General features: G+C 62.1%; 22 protein-coding genes and 1 pseudogene. 13 read left to right on the top strand and 10 right to left on the bottom strand.

Features of this window, described 5'->3' with window-relative positions; genetic code table 11:
* Both ACIQC5_RS23545 and ACIQC5_RS23540 read left to right on the top strand, forming a co-directional pair.
* The coding region (locus tag ACIQC5_RS23545; RefSeq protein WP_400287537.1) for an FG-GAP repeat domain-containing protein at positions 1-259 on the top strand (259 nt) is incomplete at its 5' end.
* Positions 260-538: 279 nt separating this feature from the next.
* Positions 539-670 (top strand): annotated as a pseudogene (locus ACIQC5_RS23540) (IS3 family transposase); the annotation flags it as partial.
* Between the two features lie 29 nt (positions 671-699).
* Here the strand turns inward: ACIQC5_RS23540 and ACIQC5_RS23535 are convergent.
* The 4 genes from ACIQC5_RS23535 to ACIQC5_RS23520 are packed head-to-tail and all read right to left on the bottom strand — an operon-like array spanning position 700 to position 5915.
* Positions 700-1521: an ABC transporter ATP-binding protein gene (locus tag ACIQC5_RS23535; RefSeq protein WP_400287535.1), complete on the bottom strand. Its 822-nt coding sequence runs from the start codon at positions 1519-1521 to the stop codon at positions 700-702.
* Positions 1518-3302: a dipeptide/oligopeptide/nickel ABC transporter permease/ATP-binding protein gene (locus ACIQC5_RS23530; protein ID WP_400287533.1), complete on the bottom strand. Its 1785-nt coding sequence runs from the start codon at positions 3300-3302 to the stop codon at positions 1518-1520. The genes ACIQC5_RS23535 and ACIQC5_RS23530 overlap by 4 nt, the downstream gene beginning before the upstream one ends.
* A complete protein-coding gene (locus ACIQC5_RS23525) occupies positions 3295-4341 on the bottom strand; it encodes an ABC transporter permease (RefSeq protein ID WP_400287531.1) in 1047 nt (348 codons plus the stop codon). The genes ACIQC5_RS23530 and ACIQC5_RS23525 overlap by 8 nt, the downstream gene beginning before the upstream one ends.
* A gap of 14 nt (positions 4342-4355) precedes the next feature.
* Complete coding sequence (locus tag ACIQC5_RS23520) at positions 4356-5915, bottom strand: ABC transporter substrate-binding protein (protein WP_400287529.1); 1560 nt, start codon at positions 5913-5915, stop codon at positions 4356-4358.
* A 329-nt stretch (positions 5916-6244) separates the two neighbouring features.
* Between ACIQC5_RS23520 and ACIQC5_RS23515 the strand changes: the two genes are divergently transcribed.
* The 9 genes from ACIQC5_RS23515 (at position 6245) to ACIQC5_RS23475 (ending at position 14384) form a co-directional block, all read left to right on the top strand.
* On the top strand, positions 6245-6877 hold the full coding sequence (locus tag ACIQC5_RS23515; protein ID WP_400287527.1) for an RraA family protein: 633 nt from the start codon (positions 6245-6247) through the stop codon (positions 6875-6877).
* A 50-nt stretch (positions 6878-6927) separates the two neighbouring features.
* Positions 6928-8277 (top strand): MFS transporter, encoded by a 1350-nt coding sequence (locus ACIQC5_RS23510; RefSeq protein WP_400287526.1) that lies wholly within the window; start codon positions 6928-6930, stop codon positions 8275-8277.
* Positions 8278-8368: 91 nt separating this feature from the next.
* The gene (locus ACIQC5_RS23505; protein WP_400287524.1) at positions 8369-9172 is read left to right on the top strand and encodes a LamB/YcsF family protein; all 804 of its coding nucleotides are present in this window, start codon (positions 8369-8371) and stop codon (positions 9170-9172) included.
* 40 nt (positions 9173-9212) lie between these two features.
* Positions 9213-9989: an allophanate hydrolase subunit 1 gene (locus ACIQC5_RS23500; RefSeq protein WP_400287522.1), complete on the top strand. Its 777-nt coding sequence runs from the start codon at positions 9213-9215 to the stop codon at positions 9987-9989.
* Complete coding sequence (locus ACIQC5_RS23495; protein WP_400287520.1) at positions 9989-11017, top strand: biotin-dependent carboxyltransferase family protein; 1029 nt, start codon at positions 9989-9991, stop codon at positions 11015-11017. Before ACIQC5_RS23500 ends, ACIQC5_RS23495 begins: the two co-directional genes overlap by 1 nt.
* 105 nt (positions 11018-11122) lie before the next feature.
* Positions 11123-11920, top strand: a complete 798-nt coding sequence (locus ACIQC5_RS23490; protein ID WP_400287519.1) for an SDR family oxidoreductase — start codon at positions 11123-11125, stop codon at positions 11918-11920.
* A gap of 68 nt (positions 11921-11988) precedes the next feature.
* On the top strand, positions 11989-13158 hold the full coding sequence (locus ACIQC5_RS23485) for a pyridoxal phosphate-dependent aminotransferase (protein ID WP_400287517.1): 1170 nt from the start codon (positions 11989-11991) through the stop codon (positions 13156-13158).
* A gap of 6 nt (positions 13159-13164) precedes the next feature.
* The gene (locus ACIQC5_RS23480; protein ID WP_400287515.1) at positions 13165-13767 is read left to right on the top strand and encodes a TetR/AcrR family transcriptional regulator; all 603 of its coding nucleotides are present in this window, start codon (positions 13165-13167) and stop codon (positions 13765-13767) included.
* A gap of 29 nt (positions 13768-13796) precedes the next feature.
* Entirely contained in the window at positions 13797-14384 is a 588-nt protein-coding gene (locus tag ACIQC5_RS23475; protein WP_400287513.1) for a TetR/AcrR family transcriptional regulator, read from the top strand.
* A gap of 10 nt (positions 14385-14394) precedes the next feature.
* Here the strand turns inward: ACIQC5_RS23475 and ACIQC5_RS23470 are convergent, their stop codons facing one another.
* The 4 genes from ACIQC5_RS23470 to ACIQC5_RS23455 form a co-directional block, all read right to left on the bottom strand.
* Positions 14395-14784, bottom strand: a complete 390-nt coding sequence (locus ACIQC5_RS23470; RefSeq protein ID WP_400287512.1) for a hypothetical protein — start codon at positions 14782-14784, stop codon at positions 14395-14397.
* Positions 14785-14860: 76 nt separating this feature from the next.
* Entirely contained in the window at positions 14861-15082 is a 222-nt protein-coding gene (locus ACIQC5_RS23465; RefSeq protein ID WP_400287510.1) for a hypothetical protein, read from the bottom strand.
* 99 nt (positions 15083-15181) lie between these two features.
* A complete protein-coding gene (locus ACIQC5_RS23460; protein WP_400287508.1) occupies positions 15182-15415 on the bottom strand; it encodes a hypothetical protein in 234 nt (77 codons plus the stop codon).
* The gene (locus ACIQC5_RS23455; protein WP_400287507.1) at positions 15412-20115 is read right to left on the bottom strand and encodes an NAD-glutamate dehydrogenase; all 4704 of its coding nucleotides are present in this window, start codon (positions 20113-20115) and stop codon (positions 15412-15414) included. Before ACIQC5_RS23455 ends, ACIQC5_RS23460 begins: the two co-directional genes overlap by 4 nt.
* A gap of 154 nt (positions 20116-20269) precedes the next feature.
* Here ACIQC5_RS23455 and ACIQC5_RS23450 point away from each other — a divergent pair, with 154 nt between their 5' ends.
* Positions 20270-20833: a gluconokinase gene (locus ACIQC5_RS23450; protein WP_400287506.1), complete on the top strand. Its 564-nt coding sequence runs from the start codon at positions 20270-20272 to the stop codon at positions 20831-20833.
* 477 nt (positions 20834-21310) lie between these two features.
* Here the strand turns inward: ACIQC5_RS23450 and ACIQC5_RS23445 are convergent, their stop codons facing one another.
* Together ACIQC5_RS23445 and glpX are read right to left on the bottom strand one after the other, a co-directional pair.
* Entirely contained in the window at positions 21311-21733 is a 423-nt protein-coding gene (locus ACIQC5_RS23445) for a universal stress protein (protein WP_400287504.1), read from the bottom strand.
* Positions 21734-21781: 48 nt separating this feature from the next.
* The gene (glpX, locus tag ACIQC5_RS23440; protein WP_400287572.1) at positions 21782-22723 is read right to left on the bottom strand and encodes a class II fructose-bisphosphatase; all 942 of its coding nucleotides are present in this window, start codon (positions 22721-22723) and stop codon (positions 21782-21784) included.
* A 240-nt stretch (positions 22724-22963) separates the two neighbouring features.
* On the opposite strand from glpX, the gene ACIQC5_RS23435 reads away from it, so the two are divergent.
* The gene (locus ACIQC5_RS23435; protein WP_400287502.1) at positions 22964-24262 is read left to right on the top strand and encodes a CitMHS family transporter; all 1299 of its coding nucleotides are present in this window, start codon (positions 22964-22966) and stop codon (positions 24260-24262) included.
* Positions 24263-24364 lie beyond the last annotated feature (102 nt).

Below are 24364 nucleotides of genomic sequence, written 5' to 3'. Positions count from 1 at the left end.
CCGGGACAGTTCCGGAGCCCTCTGGCTCTACCCCGGCAACGGCACCGGTGGATGGCTGACACCCCGACAGATCGGCACGGGCTGGAACACCATGACCACAATCCTGGGCCCCGGCGACTTCAACGGTGACACCAAGGCCGACGTCATGGCCCGGGACAGTTCCGGAGCCCTCTGGCTCTACCCCGGCAACGGCACCGGTGGATGGCTGACACCCCGACAGATCGGCACGGGCTGGAACACCATGACCAAGATCTTCTAACCCCGACCTCCGGCCCCGCAGAATCGCCCAACCTTACCTGGAAAGGTTTGGGACTTCTGCAGGTCCACATGGTGGTCGCCCTCCGACCGAATGGAGAACCAGTTTCGTCCACCCTTACGGAATCCGCGCGATCTGAGAAGATCAGCGAAGACCGAAACCAGTCGGGCCAGCCTCGTAGACCACCCACCCACGTCCCGCTTTGAAAAGGAGGTTCCAGCCCTAAAAACCCGGCTACCTCATATCGTCCAGCGAGCCTGTGCTCGTGGAAGTATGTTGGCTATGCCCACGTCTTATGGGGCGGAGTACCGCCAGGATGGTATGGATGTGGCCCGCAAGGGCGAAGCGCCGCTTGCGCAGATTGCGAAGGATTTCGGGCCGTCATGCCGAGGACTCCACATCAGCAAGTGGATCGTGGAATAAATTGACATTCAGATCCTCCGTCAACCGACTGCAGCCCGCCGTTCTCCAATATCGAACCCCGGCCCACCCGGAACTGAGTCAATCAGCCGGCGCGTGTAGGGATGTTGGGGGTTCCCGTAAACCGCGTCGACATCACCCTGCTCAACGACTTCGCCATGGAACAGGACCAGGATTTCGTCGCTGACGTGGTGAACAACATCCAGGTCGTGCGAGATGAACGCCATGGTGAGGTCCAGTTCTTTCCGGAGCCTGCCGATGAGGTTCAAGATCTCAGCTTGAACCGAGAGGTCCAGGGCTGAGGTGATCTCGTCCGCGATGATCAATTTCGGCTGCACAGCCAAAGCCCTCGCAATGGCGATGCGTTGGCGCTGTCCACCAGAAAATTCATGTGGATAGCGTTCGGAGACCTCGGGATCCAGGCGGATGGTTGAGAGCCAGTAGGAGATCTTCTCGCTGTGTTCCTTGGGATTGGCCCGAAGGGGATCGATCGCTTCCGCGAGGGTTTGGCCAATGGTCCGCCGGGGGTTGAGCGAGGAGTAGGGGTCCTGCGGAACCATCTGCACAGCCCGCCGCATGCGGCGTCGCTCGGCCCCGGACATTTTGGTCACGTCGCGGCCGGAGAACGAGATCACTCCGTCGCTGGGCGTCACCAGACCCACAATCGCTTTGGCCATAGTGGATTTGCCTGAACCCGACTCCCCTACGATGCCCAGCGTCCTGCCCGCATGGATGCTGGCGTTGACTCCCTTCAGGACAGTGGCGGCGGAACGTCCGGAACCGAATGTAACCTTGACGTCCTTCAGTTCCAGAACCGGCTGATTCTGAGTTGCTACAGCGCTCATTTGGCGGCCTCCTCTGTGTCCCGGCGGTTGGTGACGTCCCCGCCCGCAGGGGAGTCGTCGTCGAAAACTTCATCCAAGGCAAAGTCTTTCGCCGAAACTGTGACGAGTTCGGGCTTGCGTTCGGCGATGGATGGTGTCGCGGCAAGAAGTGCCTTGGTGTAGGGGTGTTTTACCTTGCCGGCAGCGAGTTCTTCGCCCGTCAGCCGCTCCAGGATCTTGCCGCCATTCATCACGATGACCTTGTCGCATAGCGCCTGGACCACACCGATGTCGTGGGAGATGAACAGCATCGCCGTCCCCATTTCACGGTTGATGGTGCGGAACTGACGGAGCACGTCGGCCTGGACTGTCACGTCCAGGGCGGTGGTGGGCTCGTCGGCGATGATCAGGCGCGGGTCGGTGACCAAGGTGGAGGCGATCAAGGCGCGCTGGAGCATACCGCCGGATAGTTCGTGCGGGTGTTGCTTCATACGTTTCTCCGGCTGGGTGATCCGAATGTCCGCCAAGGCCTTGATCATCCGGCCGAACGCAGTACTTCGGGACTGACCGAGGTGCACGCGGCTTACTTCAGTGAGCTGCGATCCAATGCGGAGGGCCGGGTTGAAGCTTGTTCCCGGGTCTTGATAAACGAGGCCTATCGAGGTGGCTAGCTCGCGTGGGTTGTTCTTCTGCAGGAGGTTCAGCTCGCCGAGGCGCATGGTCTTGGCACTGACGCCCAGTTCCTCGGGCAGCAGCCCGGCAATGGACATGGCGGTGAGGGATTTTCCGGAACCGGACTCCCCCACCAGGCCCACCACCTCACCAGCATGGATGCTGAGAGACACACCCTTGACCAACGGAACTCCCGACGGCGTGGTGACGGTCAGGTTGTCCACTTCCACCAGCGCTTCGGCATCAGCGCGCATAGAGGCGGGCACTTCGGAAGCCTTGCGGAGGCTGCCGAACTTCCGCCCGCCGCGGGGATCGGTGGCGGCGGCAAGGCCGTCACCGATCAGCATGGCGCTTAGCCCGGTGATGGTGATCATGATCGAAGGCATAACTGCCTGGAGTGGTTGGGAGTAGATGTTGACGAGGCCCTCGTTCAGCAGGCGTCCGAAGTCATACTCGGGGTTCTGGACGCCGAGTCCGATGAAGGACAGGCTGGACAGGTCAATCAACGTGGTGGCGAAGACCGTGGCGGTCAGCACCAGGAGCGGCTCTGCCATGTTCGGCAGCAGGTGTCGCGTGATGATGTGGGGTCCGGAGACGCCAAGCAACCGCGCGGTGGAGACGTAATTTCGCTGGGAAATCGAGGCAGCCATGTTCGCGGTGAGCCGGGCGAAGGCGGGGATGCTGGCGATGGAGATGGCCAGCACCGCGGACCATGTGCCCTGGCCCAGGATGGCAGCAATCAGCAGCGAGAAGATGAGGCTCGGGTAGGCCACGGCGGCTTCGATGACCCGCAGGACTGCTGCGCGGATGCGGCGGGGTGCCAGCCATACCGCGGTGCCGATCGCGATACCTGCGACGACGGCGATTGCCGTGGTCGCCGCCGTCATGAGGAGCGTCAATCGGGTAGCCACCAGGGACCGCGCAAGGACGTCGCGGCCGAAGTCATCCGTTCCGAGCCAGTGCTCGGTGCTTGGTCCTTGCGAGGCCTGCGGGGTCAGTTTTTCCGCAGCTTCTGAGAGGAACATCGGCGCGAGGATGGCAGTGAGGACCATGATGGACATCATCACGATGCCCACAAGGAGTCCTGTGGTCCAGCGGAACCTTCGGCGGGGGCGGGCGGTCTTAGCCATTGGACTTTCCTCCGAGCGTACGGGGGTCGATGAGGCCAAGAATGACGTCGACCAGCAGATTGAGGACGATTGCCAGGAAACCCAGAACCAGGATGATGCCCTGGATCACTGGGTAGTCCTTATTGACGATGGCTGTGACGATCTCGCGGCCCAGACCTGGCCAGTTGAAGACGTTTTCCACGATGATGGCGCCGCCGAGCATGCCGGCCAGGATGAGCCCGGCCAGTGTCAGGGCTGTGGTCAACAGATTGGGCAAGGCGTGCCGGGCGTACAGGCGCAGCGACGGCAACCGCCACCCTCGGGCAGTCCTCAGGTAGTCCTGCTCGAGTACGGTGGACGTCTCGCGGCGGACCACGCGGGCGATGGAGCAGATGGGGGCAATCGACAGGCCAATCACGGGCAGTATGAGTGCGCTCAGTGAAGCTGCTCCGGCTGCTGGCAGGACCTTCAGGATGATTGCGAAGACCACCACCAGCATGGTGGAGACCACGTACTGCGGAACAGCCTGGAAAAATCCGGTCAGCATGCCGAAGGACACGTCGAGCCACTTCTTGCGGCCGCCACGGGTCAGGATGCCCACGAGCATGCCGGTAGGAACAGAGACCAGGAGCACCAGGATGATACCGAGGACAGCGAGTTCTGCGGTGAAGGGCAGCTTGGTGGCGATGATCTGCGAGACCGAGGTGCTGTAAGCAAAGGATTCCCCCAAGTCTCCGGTGGAAAGCCCGCCCACATAGTTGATGAACTGGACATACAGGGGATCGTTCAGGCCGAGGCTGTTGCGGATGGACTCGATTTGTTCTGTTGTGGCGTCCGCTCCGGCCACAGCAACGGCAGGGTCGCCCGGGATGAGCGGAACCATGAAAAAGGTCACGACGACGAGCAGGACGACAGAGAGGAGGACGCCGCCGGCGCGGCGAAGGGCGTAGTCGGCCCAAGGAGAAAGGCTCAGGGCACCGACCCGGGGGCGCTTGGTGGCCCCCGGGGTTGTGCTCTCAAGGATCTGTACTTCCTTGGAGAGCATGGTTGGTTCAGTCATCGCGAAACCTCTGCTTACTTGGTGATGCGCATGGTGGCGTAGTCGACGATTCCCGACGGCGCCTGGATGGAGAATCCGGAGCGCTGGGCGACGATTTGCGGCTCGCCGACGAACGGGACAATGTCGTTATCGTTCAAGATGCTCTTCTGTGCCGTGGTGTAGGCGTCGCAACGTGCCTTGTCATCCGTGGCTGCCTGGGCCGTGGCGATCTGGGCAAGGATGTCCGCATTTTCGCCGCCACCGATGTTGCGGCCGCCCTTTTCGGTGGGGACACCGGCAATGCGGGTCAGGGATGCTGCCACAGTGCCTACGAAGTTGGCGTCGCCCTGGACGGTCAGGTCCCAGGTTTCAGGCTTGGTCTGGGTCATGGTGGCCCAGGTTCCGTTGTCCACGAGCTGTAGTTCCACGGTGGCACCTGCAGCGCGGAGAGCTTCCTGGACGTAGGTGCTGCCTGCGCCATTCGGGCCAATGCTGGTGGTGCCCACCATCTTGAACGTCTTTCCGGCCAGGACGGCCTTCGCTGCTGCAGCATCCTCCGGGGTCAGGCTCGAGTTGTCCGGGAGCACACAGGGCACGGTGGGGGCGACAATCGAGTTGTAGGTGATGCCCTTACCTGCATAGGCAGCGGAGTTGAAGGCCTGCTGGTTCATCAGCTGTGCCACGGCCTTACGCAGCGCCGGGTCCGTGAACGGGCTGCCCTCTCGCTGGTTGAAGAGCAGGAAGATGCCGGCGAACGGGACGGTAGTGACCGTGTAGTCCTTGTTGCCTTCAAAGCGCTGGACATCTGCGGGGGCGATGTCCGAGACGTCCATTTCACCTGTCAGCAACTGGTTGGCCACAGTGGTCTTGTTGACGCCCGGGAAGAACCGGACAGTCTTGGCAGGAGTTCCTTCCAGCGGCTTGGAGTACTGGGGCCACGCCTTGTAGTCCTCGCGGAGCGTCATGTCATAGCTGACACCGTGGCTGGACTTGGTCAGAGTGTAAGGGCCGGAGAACGCGCCCTTGACGCTGCCTTTGGACAGGCCCTCAAGATCAGCAAGGCCTGCAGGGCAGATGATGCCGGTCTGGGCCAGCGTCAGGCCGCCGATGAGTTCGGACCACGGCTGGGCGAGCTTGATGTCCACAGTGCCTGCGGCGTCGTCCCCGGTGATGGTGGGCTGGCCGGGGCCGAAGACGAGCTTGCCGAAGTTGTTCTTGGTGGCCGGATCGGCGAAGTAGCTAAGGGACTTGGCCACGATGTTGGGGGTAATGGCTGTGCCGTCCGCACAGGTAGCGTCCTTGCGGATGGTCAGCGTGGCTTCAGAGGCGGTGGACTTCCATTCGGTGGCCAAGCCGCCAATGAACTTCCCATCGGCGTCCCGGCGGACCACGGTGTCGAACAGGAAACGCGCTACCTCGTAATCGTCCTTCGCGTTGGCTTTGGCTGCATTGAAGGTGGTGGGGTCGGCGTTGAGGGCCGTCCTGATGGTGTCGGTGGACATTGCTCCACCGGTGCCGCCGGAGGAAGCCTGACCGCCTGTGGTGCAACCGGTCAAAAGGAACGCGGCAGCGGTGACGGTTGCCGCCGATGCCATGAAAGTGGAACGTCCTTGCATAGGGATGAGCCTCCTGGTCGCCTTCGAATCCCTGGCCATTGCGGATGCGAGCGCATCTGGCGGAGAACCAAAGGGTTTGATATGCGATAACTTTCGCGAATGAGAAGAGTTTCTCTAATTGATGCGGGGAAGTCAACGCTTTTTTGTGAGTTCACCCACAGGTGACCCCCGCCACGCCAATGTTTTACACATCCGAAACAGGGGGGCCTTGACGTGGGGAAAATAAAACGCGAAACTTTTCTCATATGTGATTGACGTCTCAAGGCGTTCAACTCATCCGCAACTCGGACCAACCAAAGGTGGAAGACATGGCAACGACTCTCGAGCTCACAGTCCGCAAGGCACAGTGGACCCGGCCGCCGCGGGAACTGGTCCGCGCATTTGAGGAGTTCCCGGTGGCGAACATCGGGGACGCCATGGAACGCCTGGGCCTGGTGGACGGGAACATCAATCCGGTCTGGCCAGGCGCCAAGTGTGTCGGTTCGGCCCTGACCGTCCTGGGCGCGGCAGGCGACAACGCCGCCGTCATCGAGTCCCTCAACTACATCGAGCCCGGCGACATCCTGGTCATCAACGGCTTCGGCCACGAACACCGTGCACTGGTTGGCGAACAGCTCTCCCAGCGCTTCGAGGCCGCCGGCGCCACCGGGGCAGTCATCGACGGCTACATCCGTGACCGGGCAACCATCACTGAGATCAAGTTCCCCGTGTTCGCCCGTGGCACCACCCCTGCCGGCCCTTTCAAGAATGGCCCCGGCGTGATCGGCGAACCGGTGGCGATCGGGGGCATTGTTTGCTCCGCAGGCGACATCGTCGCCGCCGACGATGACGGCGTCGTCATCATCCCCCAGGCCCGCGCGGCCGAAATCCTCGAGCTGGTCAAGGCCGTCGCACTCCACGAGGCCGAGATGACGGCAGAGATCACCCGCGAATACAGCTAGTCCTCCCCTACTCCCCCAACGGGACCCCGCTTAGACTGAGAGAACCCGCAATGACTAACACATCGACGGAATCAGTGACACTGAACACCGCTCAAATCAAGGTCGTCACCGCTGACGGCAAGGTGGTGCGCAAGGCAACCCTGGCCGGCACCATGGGCTCCTTCGTGGAATGGTACGACTACGGCATCTACGGTCTGCTGACCACGTACTTGGCCATCAACATCATGGGGTCCAAGGACCTCGGTTCACTGCTGCTGACCAACGTCGGCTTCCTGGTGAGCTTCCTGGCCCGTCCCTTTGGCAGCGTTATCGCCGGTTACCTCGGCGACAAGCTGGGACGCAAGAACCTGCTTGCAGTGCTCCTTCTCCTGATCTCCGGCGCCACGGCCTGTATCGGCCTTATTCCGTCGTCTTCGGTCATCGGCTGGGCCGCCCCGGCACTCCTGATCCTCTTCCGCATCCTCCAGGGTTTCTCCGCGGGTGGTGAAGTGGCGGGCGCCATGGCCTTCGTTGGCGAGTACGCGCACGACAAGCACCGCAACTTCTCCATGAGCTTCATCGCGGTGGGCTCCTTCTGCGCCCTCCTCTTTGGCAGCGGCTTCTCCGCCATGCTCATCACCACGCTTGGCGACGCCACCATGGAAGCATGGGCCTGGCGCATTCCGTTCCTGTTCGCCCTCCCCCTTGGCTACGTTGGCTTCTACATCCGTTCCAAGATGGAAGACACCCCGCACTTCGCGGCACTGCGTGAACGCAACGTTGTTGAACGCAATCCGCTGCGTGCCGTGTTCACCTCCAAGCGCCACCTCAAAGCCATCGCCCTGACCATCTTCCTGCCTGCAGTCAACGGCCCTGGCTACTACCTGCTCTTCGCCTACATGCCCACCTACCTAAAGACCCAGTTGGGCAGCGGCAATAACTTCTCCATGCTCCAGGCCTTGATGGTCACCGCCGTCAGCCTCGTGGCAATCATCATTTCCATCCCGCTCATGGCGCGCCTCTCGGATCGCATCGGCCGCAAGCCCGTGCTCACCTTGTCCGCCGTGCTCATGGCAGGGGTGTCGTACCCGATGTTCGCCATGATCACCACCGGCAACATGGCCCTGGCCTGCGTAGCAACCGTCGTCATGGCCATCGCGTTCTCTGGCCACGCCGCCGTGGTCCACACGGTCCTGACGGAAATGTTCCCCACCACTGTCCGCTACAGCGCGTACAGCATCGGGTTCAGCATCAGCACCATCATCTTCGGCGGCAGCGCACCCCTGGTCATGACCGAGCTCATCAAGAGCACGGGCAACAGCATGGTCCCGGCCTACGCCGCGATCGGCACGGCCATCATCACACTGGCCTCGATCTTCTTCCTGAAGGAGACCAAGGGACAGCCGCTGGCCACCCACTAACAAAACACGGACGACGGCGGCCTGCCGCCATTGCCGGCCGGCCGCCGTCGTTGGACCATAAAGCACCACAACGAAACCATTGGGAGTCACCTTGGGCATCAACTCAGTCGCTGTCGTCGCAGACCTCGGCGAAAGCTACGGCAACTACACCATCGGCGACGACGACGCCCTGCTGGGCCTGGTCACCGCCTCCAACATCGCCTGCGGCTTCCACGCCGGAGACCCGCGCGTCATGGACACCACGGTCAAAGCCTGCGTGGACCGCGGCATCGAACTGGGTGCCCACCCCGGTTACCCGGACCTGGTGGGCTTCGGCCGCCGGCTTATCGAAGCCAGCGAAGAAGAAATCCGCACGGACGTGCTGTACCAAATCGGTGCGCTGGACGCTTTCGCCCGCATCCACGGCGGCAAGATCAGCCACGTCGCACCGCACGGCCGCATGGGCAGCATCGCCCAAACCGACGCCAAGCACGCCCGTGCCATCACCGATGCCATCAAGGCCTACGATCCCTCCTACATTGTGATCTGCCAGAACGGCCTGCTGGCCGACGAATCCCGAAAACGCGGCCTCCAGGTGGGCTACGTGTTCCTTGCCGATCGTGGCTACGGCGAAGACGGCATGCCTGTTTCCCGCAATACCGAGGGGGCTCTCCTCCACGACCCCGAGGAGATCGGGCGCCGTGTGGTCCAGGTTGTCACCGAGGGCACGGTCCGCGCCGTCACCGGCAAGGTGGTGCCGTTGGGCCATGACGCCGACGTCGTCCTCCTCCACGGCGACCACCCACAGGTGCTGGAGAACGGCACCGCCCTTCGCGCCGCCTTGGACAAGGCCGGCGTCAAAGCTACCGGGCTGCAGGAAGTCCTGGCCGAGAAAGCCCGCCTGGCCACCGTCTAACATTGGCCGCCCACTACCACCACCTACCAGCCAAGGACACATGAGCACGTACCCAGCTTCCGGACAGCAGCTGAGTCCCCTATGGGACATCGCCGGCATCACTGCAGTTCCCTTCGGCGACTCGGCATTGATGGTCAGCGTTGCCTCCGGGACCATTGAGGAACGCCAAGCGGGAAGCCGGAAGCTGCGGGAAATCCTGCTGGACGTGCGTCCCTACGGCCTGCTGGATGTGGTGGCAGGAGTGGATTCTGTTCTGGTGGAGTTCGATTGCCTCGCCGTCGGTCACGGCCAGCTGGCACAAACAATCCGGCTGGCCGCGGCAGGCGGCGGCCCCCAAGACAGCGGGCATGCCCGCACCGGGAAGCACTTCGTCATACCCATGGTGGTCAACGAAAACTTCGCTCCAGACCTGGCCGATGTGGCAGAAGAACTCGGCATCAGCACCGAGGCCGTCTTGGGGCATCTTGAAGCCTCGGAGCTGAACATCAACCTCTTGGCCTCTGCAATGGCACCAATGATGGGCCGTGTGGAGTTCCCTGGACAAGTCAGCCGCTGCAAGGAACCAAGGACCAACGTGGACCCCGGCTCAGTGATGGTGGCCGGCACGAATGCCATCATCCAGCCTTTCCCTGGGCCGACCGGGTGGAAGGTAATCGGCCGAACGCCCTTGGTCATCTGCGATATCCATGAAAATCCGCCAACGTCCTACACACCAGGGGACACGGTACGTTTCAAAGTCGTCCCGGAAAGCGAGTGGGAACGGCTCGACGGGCAGTTCCTGCGGACCGACTCCTACACCACCGGAGGGGAACACTGATGCCCGCAGCTGAGCGAACCGTCACCGTCAAAGTCCGTGAAACGGCCTGGCTGGCAACGTTCCAGGATCTTGGCCGGGAGCAGTCCGAAGCCTTGGGCGTTCCGTGCGGTGGCGCCGCGGACCAGCACTCCGCGTCCGTGGCCAACATCCTGGTGGGCAATCCACGGACCGCCGCCGGAATCGAAATCATGGGCGGCAGGTTTTCCTTCACTACCTCCAAACCGGTCCTCATCGCCGTCACCGGAGCCCCGGCTGATGTCACCGTCAACGGCAGCAAGGCAAAGATGTGGGAGCCAGTCTGCGTTCCGGCCAAGGGCCGGGTGGTCATCGCCAACGCCCGTGGCGGAATGCGCAACTACCTCGCGTTCAGCGGATCCTTGGTCAGCGAACACTTCATGGGAAGCGCTGCGCCGGAAGCGCGGATGGGCTTCCCGCAGCAGATCTCCGCCGGGCAGCACCTGGAACTCAGAACGTCGTATGCAGGCTTTGAGCATCCTTACCTCACGCAGCCACTCTTCCGGCTGCCGGTGCCTGTTCCCTCGTTCGAGCAACCCCTGTGGACCATCGATATTGTCGAAGGTCCGGAAACTGACGCGGCCAAGGGAATCAGGGAGCTCCTGGCCTCGCGCGAATACACGGTGACAGCCAAGTCGAACCACGTGGGCTTGCGGCTGGATGGTCCTGTGGTGCACCCCCAAGGACTCGGGGAGGTCGTCTCCCACGGAGTGCCGGTCGGCGCCTTCGAGATTCCGCACGGTGACGAGCTCATCATTTTGGGCCGCTACCGAACGCTCACGGCCGGCTACCCTATCGTTGCCTTCGCCACCAAGGCATCCCTGCCCATGCTGGGGCAGGCCCGTCCTGGCCAGCGGATGACATTCCGCTGGGTAGGCCAGGAAGAAGCCGTGGAAGGCCACTACGAGGCCCAGCGGCTGCTCAACGTCTTGGAATCGCGGGTGCAAAGCCTGTTCGGCGCCATCGACCTGCCGCATCATTCGCGGCGGGTCCCGACCCAAGCCGCGGCCTGAACACTTCATGCCCCGAGGGACTTGACCCTCACGTAGAATAAATGAGAAACTTTTCGCATATGTGATTGGAATCTCACTCGATCATCAGACTCTAGGAACGGAATCATGGGACTTCTTGAAGGCAAGGTCGCCGTTATCACCGGCGCGGGCACAGGCATGGGCCGCTCTACCGCGGAACTGCTTGCAGCCGAAGGAGCGCACGTGGTGCTGGTGGGCCGCCGGCTGTCCGTTGTGGAGGATCTTGCTGCAGAAATCAAGGCCGACGGCGGCACGGCCCATGCGCGGGCCGCCGACATCTCGTCCAAGGACGAGGTGGACGCCCTGGTGGCCTGGGTCGGCGAAACTCTCGGCCCCGTGGACATCCTGGTCAATAACGCCGGCAGCGCCAGCAAAGTCCTGAACGTCCGGTGGATCAGCCAAGAGGAATGGAATGAGGTGATGGACGTCAACCTCAATGCCGTCTACCTCCTCACGCAGGCGGTACTCCCGGAGATGCTCTCCCGAAACACTGGGACCATCATCACGGTTTCGTCGTTGGCCGCGGTCAATCCGAACCTCCTGGGCGGCGCCGCATACGGCGCTGCGAAGGCCGCGGTCCGGAACTTCATGACCTACCTCCACAACACCTTCCGCAACGAAGGCCTGCGAGCGATCACCATCCTTCCGGGCGAGACCGCGACACCCATCCTCGACAACCGGGCCCGCCCGCCGAAGGCTGAAGAACGCGAGGCCATGGTCCAGCCGGAAGACGTGGCCCGGGCCATCCATTTAGTCGCCACGTTGCCTCAGCGAACCGTGGTCCAGGAACTCGTCATTGCACCGACCGTGCAGCGCGATACCTCCGGAGACATCGAAATCAGCCGCTGGGCCGGCGCTCCCGCAAAAGACCTCCCCCGCCAGTGAAGCCCAGGCACCTCTACACACCCGGCAACGCCGCCACCCTCCCAACGACGACTCGAAGCAGGACTGTCATGACACCTGAACCAACCACCGCCATTGCAGCTTTCCAGCCCTCCGAGGCCGTGCTGCGCGTCCAGCGCACATCGTTACGCGTCCAGCAGCCCCAATCAAAGGGCGACCTCGTGTCCCTGGCCATGGGCGAGCCGGATTTCGACACCCCCGAACAGGTTCGCGCCGCAGCTGCCCGCGCCCTGGAAGAGGGACACACCCACTACTCGCCGTTGCTCGGCGAGCTGGTGCTTCGCGAGGAGCTGGCTGCCCGTATCGGCCAGCTCCTCGGCGAAGTAGCCAGCCCCAGCGACGTCCTCATCACCCAAGGCGGAACCGCAGGCCTGTCCGCCGCGATCCTTGGCATCGTCAACCCAGGCGACAAGGTGGTCATCCCCGACCCCACCTACTCGCTCTACGCGGACTTGGTCAGTATGGCCGGCGGGACCATCGTGCCTGTCCCCCTCGCTGAGGACCTCCACTGGGACCTTGAAGCCCTGGCGATGGCCCTTGAAGGCGCAAAGATGTTCATCTTCTGCAACCCCTCCAACCCCACCGGCATCGTCCACTCCCGCCAGGAGCTGGAAGCCCTGGCCGACATGGTCGCAGGCACGGACACCCTCGTCCTTTCAGACGAGGCCTACAGCGACCTCGTCTACACCCCGGAACCGTTCACCTCGGCCCTGGAAATCCAGGGCCTTGCCGGCAGGACCATCTACTGCCAGACGTTCTCCAAGAGCTATGCCATGACCGGCTGGCGCGTCGGCTATCTGTGGGGCCCCCCGGACGTCATCGCCTCCGCAGCGCGGGTCCACAATACTTTCAACGGTTCCATGAACACCGCCGTGCAGCTTGCCGCCCTGACGGCCCTCAAGACCTGCGGTCCTGACATAGAACGCATGCACGCCTCTTATGCCGTGCGCCGCGAGCTGATGTTCGAGGGACTCAGGCGGATTCCCGGCCTCACGGTCAGCTCACCGGAGGGCGCGTTCTACCTCTTCCCCAAGTACGACGTCGATATACCGGCAGCCAAGATGGTGGCGCACCTGCGTGACTTCGGTGTGGCAGTGCGCCCCGGCAGTGAGTTTGGGCGGAACGGCGAACACCATCTCCGGCTCTCCTACGCAGCCAGCGCCGAGGCGATTTCGCTTGGAGTCGAACGCATCGCCGCCGGTCTCGCGGCGCTCAAGTAGAGACCTGTGACAGTTCTCGATCCACCGGCTGGGCTGCGCGTTGACATGCAGCGGAACCGGACGCTTTTGGTGGACGCGGCCGGCCGGCTCTTCGGAGCCGGCCGTTCGGCTACCATGACGGAAATCGCCGTCGAAGCCGGTATCTCAACGGCTACGGCCTACCGCCACTTCACTTCTGTGGATGACGTGCTCGCAGCCTACCGCTTCGAAGTGGGCCGGGAGCTGCGGGAGTTCAGCCGATCCGAGGAGTCAGACGGCCTGGAGTTGCTGAATGCGGTGTGCCATAAATGGGTCCAGCTGGTGGTCCAGCATGGGGAATCCATGGTCCACACACGTTCGGCCGAGGGCTACCTGGCCCGGGTCAGGGCAGGCGCCTACTATTTGACCGTGCAAGCCGAAGCCCTGGAGCGCCCACTGGAGGAAGCATCCCGGGCGCTGGGAATCCACCACCTCGGCGACGAAGCACTCTTCCTCTGGAACGGCTTCTTCGATCCCCGGGAAATCTACGACCTCATCCGGAGCCTCGGTCTGTCCGCAGAGCAGGTATCCGCCCGGCTGGTCAGGACTTTCACGGCCGCCCTGACGGGTTGGTCGGCTTCCAGGACCTAAGCTATGAGTTGACGAAAGGGTGCCCATCAATGCGTAGTGATACACAGCGCAACCGCAGACAATTGGTCAAAGCCGCGGGACAGCTTTTCGCGTCCCGGCGGGGACCGATCAGCATGGCCGACGTCGCAAAGCAGGCGGAGATCTCCACCGCCACCGCCTACCGGCACTTCGCTTCAGTCGAGGACATCCTGGCGGAGTACCGCTTCGGCGTCGGTGAGAAACTGCGCGACTACAGCCTGAAGCAGCAGGAGACGTCCGGCGTCGAGCTTTTGACGGCGGTCAGCCGCAAGTGGGTGGACCTGGTCACTCGCCACGGTGGCGCCATGCTGTACACCCGTTCGGGCGAGGGATACCTTGCGCGCTTGCGTACCGGCGCGTATTACCTGACAGTCCAGGCGGACGCGCTGGAGCGCCCCCTGCGGGAAGCCGTAGAAGAATTGGGATTGCCGCCCATCGGCGACGAAGCGATGTTCCTGTGGAATATCCTGTTCGACCCGCGCGAGATCCTGGACCTCATCAATACTGTCGGCCTGACCAAGGACCAAGTGACTGCCAGGCTCATCTCGGCCCTCAAGGGAGCGTTGGCAGGCTGGAGCGAGGACCGCGAGCGGGCCTAGTGGGGCGCGTCTAGTGAACCGCCGCGGGCCGCATGAGTTCACGGATCCGCTCGGCTGGCAGCGCTGTCAGGGCTGCGACCCGGAAGATGTCCATACGGCCTGATTCGAGACTTTCGATGACATCGCCGCGGAGCCTCTGCACGCCTGCCTCCTTATCCTCCAACGCAGCGTCAAGCTGGCGGACGATCGCGTCCAGCCCGGAAAGATGCCACTCCTGCCGCGCGCCCGAAAAGTGGAGGTCCTGGTAGGCGCCGCCGAGCCGCTTCACATCCGCCGCCCGGATTCCCACGATGGCAGAAAGAGCGGCCAAGGAAACTTTGTCCGCCAGGGCAGCGGCAATCGCCTCATTCCGCCGGTTCAGCAGGGTGCGCACGTGGCTGTCGATACGCGCCCGCGTCACCCTTGACTCCGTGAGCCGCAACTCCAAGCGATTCAGACGTGGCTTCGCTGGGGTTGCCCGGCGGCGGGGCCGGGCTTCAGCTACGTAGGTCACGGCGCGTGAGGCCCTGGACCAGCTGCCAGTCAACGGCGGAGTTGTCGTGCACGGGCATGATGCTGCCTTCCAGCAACTGCAGGCCCTTTTCCGCCTCTCCGGCGGGCGCCCAAATGCCACTGATCGGGCAATGACTTCCAGTGCCGGCAACAAATCGGCTCCGGCGTGAACGATCTACTGCGGGTTGTCCAACGATGCGCAACATTACTTGCCTCCGGCGTTGTTCGGTTCTTGCCTTAAGCCTATGGTCCAACTCACAGGAAAGCAAGAAGAGTTTCTCATTTGATTAAGCATTCCAATATGTTTACTGGAGGTACCTGAACACGCCCCAGACTTCCTTCAGGAGCTCGCAGCCATCCTTGTGCCTGGCCCCGAACGCCGGCGTTTTCTTGTGGGACGGGGCACGGAAGAACGCCGGCGAGCCGCAGCCCAGGCACACGAGTCCCCGCTGACGACTCTTGCGCCAGGAAGGGTCACGCTCACTGAAATCCCGGGCGTGCCAGTCCCGCCCGTCCGTAGTGCTCAGCGCCCACTTCATGCCCGGGCCGCCTTCCTCAGAGTGCCCAGGTGTGCAGAAAGTGCCTCAAAGCTGTTCTCCGGAGCCAATTCCACCAACCGCTCCGATTCGTAAAGGCGCGTGTGGTGCAGCTGCTCCCATGCGGCGATGCGATCGGCACCGGCCGCTTCGTCGTCCAGGCCCAGGACGGCGACCGTCAGTTCAGGCACGACGGCGGACACATCGTCCCGTAGCGACGCCCGGGCCATGGCCTGCCACTTGGTGGAGCGTGGCAGGTCATCCACCCTGGCCAGCAGGGACTCAATGCCGAACCGGTCGCGCACCGCAAAGTAGATAGGCGCGATGTCCTCCAGGCGTCCTCCTGTGAGCTGTTGAACCCGGGCTATGTCCAGCAGGGTGAATGCCTCTCGAAGCTCCGCCCAGGTGCGCGCTACGTCGTCCGGCAAACCCCACCCCCGTGCGGAAGCCAGAAGGGCCTCGACGTCGTCCCTATCCGATCCGACAAGCAGCTCCGGGACGCGTCTCCGGAGTGTCTGCACCACTGGGCGGTACAGGTTCAGGCAATCCTCAATGGGCAGTTGGTGGTCGTACTGGATGAACCAGCGCATGGCCCGGTCCAGGACGCGCCTGATGTCCAGGTAGATCCTGCTCCACTTCTCGGCCGGCAGGTCCGCACAAGTGTGCACCAGTCCAAGGGACAGTTCACTCAGGCCAAAGAGCTCGCTGGCAATGACGAACGACTTGACGGCCATTGCCTCGTCCACGGAAGTCTCCTCCATGAGCCGGAAGATCGAGGTCACGCCGCCGAGGTTGATGGACTCGTTGGCGAGCACTGTGGCGATGATGTCATCGCGCAGGGGATGACGTTCAACCCCCTGTCCGAGCTTGGCCACGACGGGACCCGGGAAATACCCTCTCAGGAACTTACCCAGGAAGGGATCCTTGACCAGTGGAGTCCTCCGAATGGTGTTGGCCAGCGTGTTTTTGGCATAGGCGGCCAGGACAGACAATTCCGGCGAGGTGAGCCCCTTGCCCTGAGAGATCCGTTCTTCCAAGGTTCGCGTGTCGGGCAGGAATTCCAGGCCGCGGTCCAGTTCGCCCCGGCCCTCAAGGAACTGCATCAGCCGTTCGTAATTGGGGAACGACGCCGGTGGGAACCTTCTGTCGGTCAGGAGCAGGACGTTCTGGGCTACGTTGTCGGTCAGCACCAATTCTGCAACCTCGTCCGTAAGGGCTTCCAGGAATGCCGTACGTTCCGCGGCCTGAAGCCTCCCGGCCCTGATGGACTGATCCACCAGGATTTTGATATTGACCTCGTGGTCGGAGCAGTCCACGCCCGCCGAGTTGTCGATGGCGTCCGTATTGATCAGAACACCGCCCAATGCCGCTTCAACGCGACCCGCCTGGGTGACTCCGAGGTTGCCGCCTTCCACCACCACGCGGGCGCGGAGCTGGTTGCCGTTGATCCTGATGGAGTCGTTGGCGCGGTCTCCGGCGTCGGCATGGCTTTCAGTGCTGGACTTGATGTAGGTTCCGATGCCGCCGTTGTAGAGCAGGTCGACGGGAGCCTTCAGGATTGCCTGCAGGAGGGCAGGCGGACTCATGGATTCCGTCGCGCGGTCCAGGCCAAGTGCTGCACGGACTGCCGGATGGATCGGAATGGCGCGGGCAGTCCGGGGCCAGACCCCGCCGCCTTCACTGATCAAAGTGGGGTCGTAGTCTGCCCAGCTGGAGCGTGGCAAAGCGAAAAGCCTTTCGCGTTCTGCGAAGGCTAACGGCGCATCGGGCTTCGGGTCCAGGAAGATGTGCCGGTGGTCGAAGGCAGCAACCAACTGAACGTGGCGGGACAGCAGCATGCCATTGCCGAAGACGTCACCGCTCATGTCACCGATACCGGCAACCGTGAAGTCCTTGGTGTGTGGGTCCAGGCCCAGCTCGCTGAAGTGAATCTTCGCCGATTCCCACGCACCGCGCGCCGTGATACCCATCCGCTTGTGGTCATATCCCACGGAGCCTCCGGAGGCGAAGGCATCCCCCAGCCAGTAGCCGTAGCTGCCGGCCAGCTCATTGGCAATGTCCGAAAATGAGGCGGTACCCTTGTCCGCCGCCACCACGAGGTAAGAATCGTCGCCGTCGTAGCTCACAACGTGAGGCGGGGGGATAACCTGGGGCGCACCGTCTACGAATTGAATGTTGTCGGTGAGGTCGAGCAGGCCACGGATAAACGTCCGGTAGCATTCCTGGCCTTCGGCGATCAGCTGCGCACGGTCGGCCATGTCGGCCGCGAACTTCGCGTAGAAGCCACCCTTGGCGCCGTCCGGAACAATAACGGCGTTCTTGATGGTCTGCGCTTTGACCAGTCCCAGGACTTCGGTGCGGAAATCTTCCTGCCTGTCCGACCATCGAAGTCCGCCGCGGGCCGTCAGCCCGAAGCGAAGATGAACACCCTCTACCCTCGGGGAGTAGATCCAGATCTCATGCGCGGGTCGCGGACTGGGCAGTATGGCGATAGCAGTGGGATCGAACTTGATGCTGATGTGCGCCTTTCCCTGGTAAAAGTTGGTCCGGACCGTCGCCTTGATCAGTGAGGCCAAAGCTTCGAGAACGAACGCCGCATCCAAGGTGGCCACGCTGTCCATGGCTGCGGCGAGGGCTGCATCGGCGGCACCCACGGAGTCAGCCCGGTCACCCACGTAATCAGGATCGAACCTCGCAGCGAACAAACCCACCAGCGACTTCGCAGCCTCCGGGTGCGACAGTAACGTCGAAGCCACAAACTCAAAGGAATGTGCCGTCCCGAGCTGGCGCAGGTACTTCACATAACTACGCAACAGCGCCACAGTGCGCCACCCAAATCCCTGCTGCAGGACCAAGCCGTTGAGCAGGTCCGATTCGGCTTCACCGCCCAACACAGCTCGGAACGTCCCGGGCACCAGGTCCCACGCGCCTAACGAATGGACATCCTCAGGCCTGGCCACCAAGAGGTCGTACAGGTAGAACACGTCGCCGTGGGACTCAACGATTTCGTGTGGACGTTCTTCCAGCACCTCCAGACCGAGATGCTCAAAGTACGGCAAGATGCGGCTGAGACTCTCCGGCCGGCGAAGGTAGAGGCGAATTCGTACACTTGAGCCTGTCGATGCGTCAGTGACGGGGTCGACGTAAAGTCGTGCCGCCGTCGGGCTTTCATCCGTGCCGAGTTCTTCGAACCGTTCGATGTCCTGACTGGCCTCTTCCACGCTGTACCGGACCTGGTATTCCGGTGGGAAGGACTCGCCCCACCGTTTGGCGAGGACTTCGGATTCGGGGCCGGAACGGCTGGACCTCAAGGCCTCATGAACGCCTTCCGGCCACGACCTGACCGCTCGGTTGACCCTTCGCGCGATCACGTCTTCATCAATCACGGGTGCACCGTCCGACGACGTCCACACCGTAAAAAAGATACGTGCGAGGGCCGATGAGCTCACGCGTGCCTCGTGCTCGACGTCCACGGCACCGAACGCCTCGCGCAATTCATCCTCAATACGAATACGCACTGCCGTGGTGTACCGGTCCCGCGGCAAGTACACGAGCACCGTCACGAACCTGCCATACATGTCATGACGCAGGAACACTCGTGAATGCCGGCGCTCCTGCATCCGCATAATGTTGCCTGCGATGTGGAACAGCTCTTCGACGCCGATCTGGAACAGTTCGTCGCGGGGATAGGTTTCCAGGATGGCCATCAATTGACGCCCCGAGTGGCTGGACGGGCCCAGGCCGCTGCGGGTCATAACCCCGCTGATGGTTTCCGATACCACGGGGATATTGTCTACGGGACCGTTGTAGACGCTGGAGGTGAACAAACCAAGGAAGCGGTGCTCGCCGATCACCTCGCCCACGGCATTGAACTTCTTAATGCCAATGTAGTCCAAGTGTGAGTCTCGGTGGACGGTGGAGCGGGAGCGGGCCTTGGTGACGACGGCGGCAACCGGCTCCCGCGCCGAGTCACGGGCGGCGCCGGTCAGGACACGCGGGAGCTCAGCCCCAGCGACGCCGGGGTTCTGGAGGATACCGAGCCCTGTTCCCGCAATGGCAACCAAGCGATCCTCCGATTCACCCCTTTCCAAGGCGTACTCCCTGTAGCCGATAAAGACGAAATGATTGCTGCTGAGCCAGTCCAACAGCTTACGGGTCTGGTCGTCCCCCGGGAGCCCCTTGGCCACCTCCGCCAGCTTATTGCGCATGGAAACCCAGTCATCGGTGGCCGCTTCAACATTCGCCAGGACGCGCCGAATCGATTCCAGCAACCCGGATGATTCCTTGGCGGAGAGGACGTCGCGCAGTTCCACAGCAATCCACGACTCGGCCCGTTCCTCCTGCCGGGATGAAACAGGCTCGATGCCCGCGATCGCGCCGCATGCGTTCCGAAGCACTACAAACCGGGGCTGCACGACGAGTCGAATGCCCAAGCGGCGGCGGGTCAACTCTGCAAGGACCGAGTCCACCAAGAATGGGGAGTCTTCACAAACGATGCCCAATACGGTGCTCTCCGAGTCAGGCAGCAGGCCAATCCACGCCTGCTGCGCCGCGCTTTTGACAGCCTTCAGGTGGGCAGCAGCGCGGGACTCAAGCCGACCGACATCGTATGGTTCCTTGTCTTCCGGCGACAGCTCTGCGTAGTAGTCCGCCAGGAAATGCTCAGGCAGCGCGTGGATTTCCATGTCTTGTTCCGTGGACACGTCTGGCTCCCTTATGGGTTCGTCTTGGGGTCGGCAACTCAAATGATATGAGAATCCTTTCTCATATCGAACGGAGCGTCAAGGGTTTCCAAAGCCTTGACGTCACCTGCCTAATTTGCGAAACTCTTCTCTATTGTGAAATTAATCTCATGCCATGGGTCAGGCAGCGCTGTCAGCCCAGGCAGACCCCGAAAGGACCCTCGACATGGGACATGAACCCCTTCCGCCGCTTGTTGTCATGGGAGTCTCGGGCTGTGGCAAGTCGACCATGGGCTCATTGTTGGGCGAACGCCTGGGACTGCCTTTCCAGGATGGGGACGACCTTCACCCTGCCGCCAACAAGGCGAAAATGGGCGCAGGAATACCGCTGGACGACAATGACCGGAGGCCTTGGCTTGAGGAAATCGGCCGCTCGCTACGCCAGTCACAAGACGCCGGGGAGCCTCTGATCATCGCCTGTTCGGCGCTGAAGCGCAGCTATCGGGACCTGCTGCGGCAGCATGCGCCCGACGTCGTCTTCGTCCACCTCACGGGTGACCGCGAAACACTCGTGGCCCGATTGAATGCGCGCGACCACGAATTCATGCCGAGCAGCCTCCTCGATTCCCAACTCAGCACACTTGAGCCGTTGACCTCGGAGGAAAAACACGTCCTCGCCGATTTCAGGCTGGCCCCTCCGCTGCTGGTGGATGGCATCTGCGAGCGGCTTCGAGCCTAGGAGTGGTTGCAGGGACTTCAGCGCCCCCTGCAACGCTATCCACCCAGGGGAACGTCGGCTGACGTAGTCGCATCGCATGACGGAGTCAGTACCCTTGAAGCGTCGTCTCCGCAGACCGAGGGGAAGATGTGCCGCCTGGTGAGCGATTTCTCTGTCAACTCCGGACACATGGCCTGCGTCGAAGACTTGCAGTACCGACGCACGGCCATGCTCCGGGCGGACCGGTCATGCTCGTCAATCCCAAGATCAGGCTGACCATTATTAGTATGATCAGAGAGCCCTGCTCGTCTCCTCCGAATCCAAAGATTGGAGGAACCCGCCCCCGCTTCCCTGATTCGCGTCAGCGGTGATCCCGGCGCCGGCCCCGCCTGTCGGGTTGCGTGTTGCGATTCCGCTTGCCGGCGCCGGAAACCTGCTCAAGTTCCCACGACAGAGCACACCTGCATGGCAGGGAGCGCTGTAAAGCTCTAGCGACCGTCAGCCCGCCGTCTTGGCAATATAGACGTCGCAAGGAGCATTGTGGGCCACGCTGTTAGCTACGCTGCCAAGTACACGGCCGAGCCCTTGCATACCCTTGTTGCCGACAACGATCATTCTGGCTTCGACCCTCTTTGCTTCGTCGAGCAGTACCTGAGTCGCGGTTCCGCGGACAGCCGCGCAGGTGACTTTGAGATCGGGTGAGCTCAGTTCGGCAGCAGCCTTCTGTGCCGTTTTCACTGCGTTCTCTTCGCGACTGGCCACGCGATGGTCATTTCCGGTACCAAACACTATGGCGTCGTCGTCGTAGGCCGTGACCACATGAAGCACCGCACCAAGCGATAAGGCCAGGTCCCGCGCGGCATCAGCGGCACTCTTCGCTGTGACGCTGCCGTCTATTCCTACAATGATGGCTCCGGTCATGGCTGAATCTCCTTCGTAATATATGAAACGGCGTGGGGGGTTTGGCTGCTATTCGGATTCGTACCATTTGGATTCGAGGTGATCTGCAATGACCCTCCGAATAGTGCCTGAGTGGGAGCGAAGGACGATGCTGGTGGTTCGAACAAGTCCCGGTGTACGCCGGACTCCGTTCACGAGGGCGCCGTCGGTGACGCCGGTGGCCACAAAATAGCAGTTGTCTCCCGAAACGAGATCGTCTTGGTCCAGGACGCGATCCAGGTCATGGCCGGCGTTCAGAGCCTTCGCTTTTTCTGGGGCGTCGATTGGTGCCAAGCGTGCTTGAATCAGCCCGCCAAGGGCCTTCACCGCGCAGGCAGTAATGATGCCCTCCGGCGTTCCGCCGATCCCCACGCACATGTCTATGCGTGAATCGGGCCGCGCGGCGTTGATGCCCCCAGCGACGTCGCCATCCAGCAGCAATCTGGTTGATGCTCCCGTGGCCCGGATGTCAGTAATCAGCTGTGAGTGTCGTGGGCGATCGAGCACAGCAATCTGCAGGTCATCAACTGCCATGCGCTTAGCTGTGGCTAGGGCACGGATGTTTTCACCGACTGGCCGTCTGAGGTCGATGACACCGTGGCCCTCGGGGCCGGTGACGATCTTGTCCATGTAGAAGACAGCGCTGGGGTCAAACATCGATCCGCGATCTGAAACGGCGATGACCGAAAGCGCGTTTTGACGGCCGGCGGCCGTGAGGCTGGTGCCATCGATGGGATCGACAGCAACGTCCCACGAAGGCCCGATACCGTTGCCGACGTGCTCACCGTTGTACAGCATGGGCGCGGAGTCCTTCTCCCCCTCGCCGATCACTACCACCCCATCAAACGCGACGGAACTGAGGAAATGCCGCATGGCGTCCACGGCCGCACCGTCGGCGGCGTTCTTGTCACCCTTGCCGATGAAAGGGGCGGCGCGGATGGCCGCGGCTTCGGTAGCTCGTACAAGCTCCATCCCCAGATTGCGGTCCGGAGCATCAGGAGACCTAACGAATTTTCTGTTCACGGGGTTGATGATACCGAAAATTCGCATACTGGTCGACCACTTGACCACTTACTTGACTGGTCGACCACTTTAGGTTTACCGTCGAAAGCGTGCCCGACCCAAGAGGTTGAGGGACCGGGTTACCGGCAAGGGACCCAGCACGTCAGAGTTGCCGTCAGGGAGTCAGTCCCTCAACATCAAGGAGTAACGATGCTCGCCGTCGTCGGATTCGCCACGCTCGGATCATTTATGGTCGCAGTCATGCGCAGATGGGCCACCGCGTTTGTGGCCATCATTTGCGCTCCAGTCCTGTTCGCTGTGATTGCAGGTTTCGGCCCGGACCTGGGAGACATGGTCATGTCAGGTCTGAAGACGGTCGCGCCGACCGCTGTTCTGCTTCTCTTCGCAGTTCTCTACTTCGGCGTCATGATGGACGCCAAGCTCTTCGATCCCATTTCGAAGCTCATTCTTCGGCTTTCCAAGGGCGATCCGGTTCGGATCTGCGTCGGCACTGCTGTGCTGTCCATGGCCGTGGCCCTGGATGGCGATGGCACCACGAGCTACATGATCATCTGCTCTGCCTTCCTGCCCATCTACAAGAAGCTCAAGATCAACCCGCTCATCATTGCAACGGTCGCTGCCATGTCACTGGGACTCATCTCCGGGTCCACCCCATGGGGAGGCGCCGCCACCCGGGCCATCAGCGTGCTGCAGTTGGATGCAACTGAATACTTCGTCAGCCTGATCCCTTCCTTGGCCCTTACCTGCGCGTTCATTCTCGCGGTGGCCTACATCCTTGGCCGCTCCCAGAGGAAGCACGTCGATGAAGCAGCCGTCGCTGAACTGGCCGCAGAGATCAAGAACGGCACTCACCACATCGATGAACGTCCCACCTGGCGAACCTGGGTAAACGCCGGCCTCACCATCCTGCTGCTGGTTCTCCTGATTGCCGGAGTCGCACCCTTGGTGGTCCTGTTCATTGGCGCCTTCGTTATCGCCCTGCTCGTCAACCACCCGGAGCTGCATGCGCAAGGCGAATCCATCAAGCGACACGCAGTGAGCGCCGTACCGGTCGTCATGCTCGTCCTTGCCGCCGGCGTCTTCACTGGGATCCTGTCTGACTCCGGCATGATCCAGGCCATGGCTGATGCGCTGCTGAGCATCGTCCCGACATCGATGGGCGCACTGCTGCCACTCTTCACGGCCATCATTGCCATCCCGCTCGGATTCTTCATGTCCAACGACGCCTTCTTCTTCGGCATCCTCCCGGTACTGTCCGAGTCCGCGTCGCAGTACGGCATCCACGCCAATGAAATCGCCCGCGCCGGTGTCGTAGGCCAAATCTCCCACATGATCGGACCTGCATCTGCTCCCCTGTGGGTACTCCTCGGGCTCTTGAAGAAGGACCTCGGAGAGTTCCAGAAGTTCTCGATTCTTTGGGTTGTCGGTGCCTGCCTCGCATTCATCGGCTTCCAAATCCTCACCGGCGCCATCAGCGTAACCGGCTGATCGCCCCCACTGATTCCTGGTCCGTCAACGAGACCTGGTTATAAAGAAAAGGAAATACCGTGACTACATCCAAGCAGTACCGATTGGCAGTTCTGAACGGCG

This window comes from Paenarthrobacter sp. NPDC092416 (genome assembly GCF_044755025.1).
In the GTDB taxonomy this organism is placed as follows: domain Bacteria; phylum Actinomycetota; class Actinomycetes; order Actinomycetales; family Micrococcaceae; genus Arthrobacter.
Note: the sequence above shows the minus strand (reverse complement) of the source record. Positions and strands in the feature narration are given on the sequence as shown.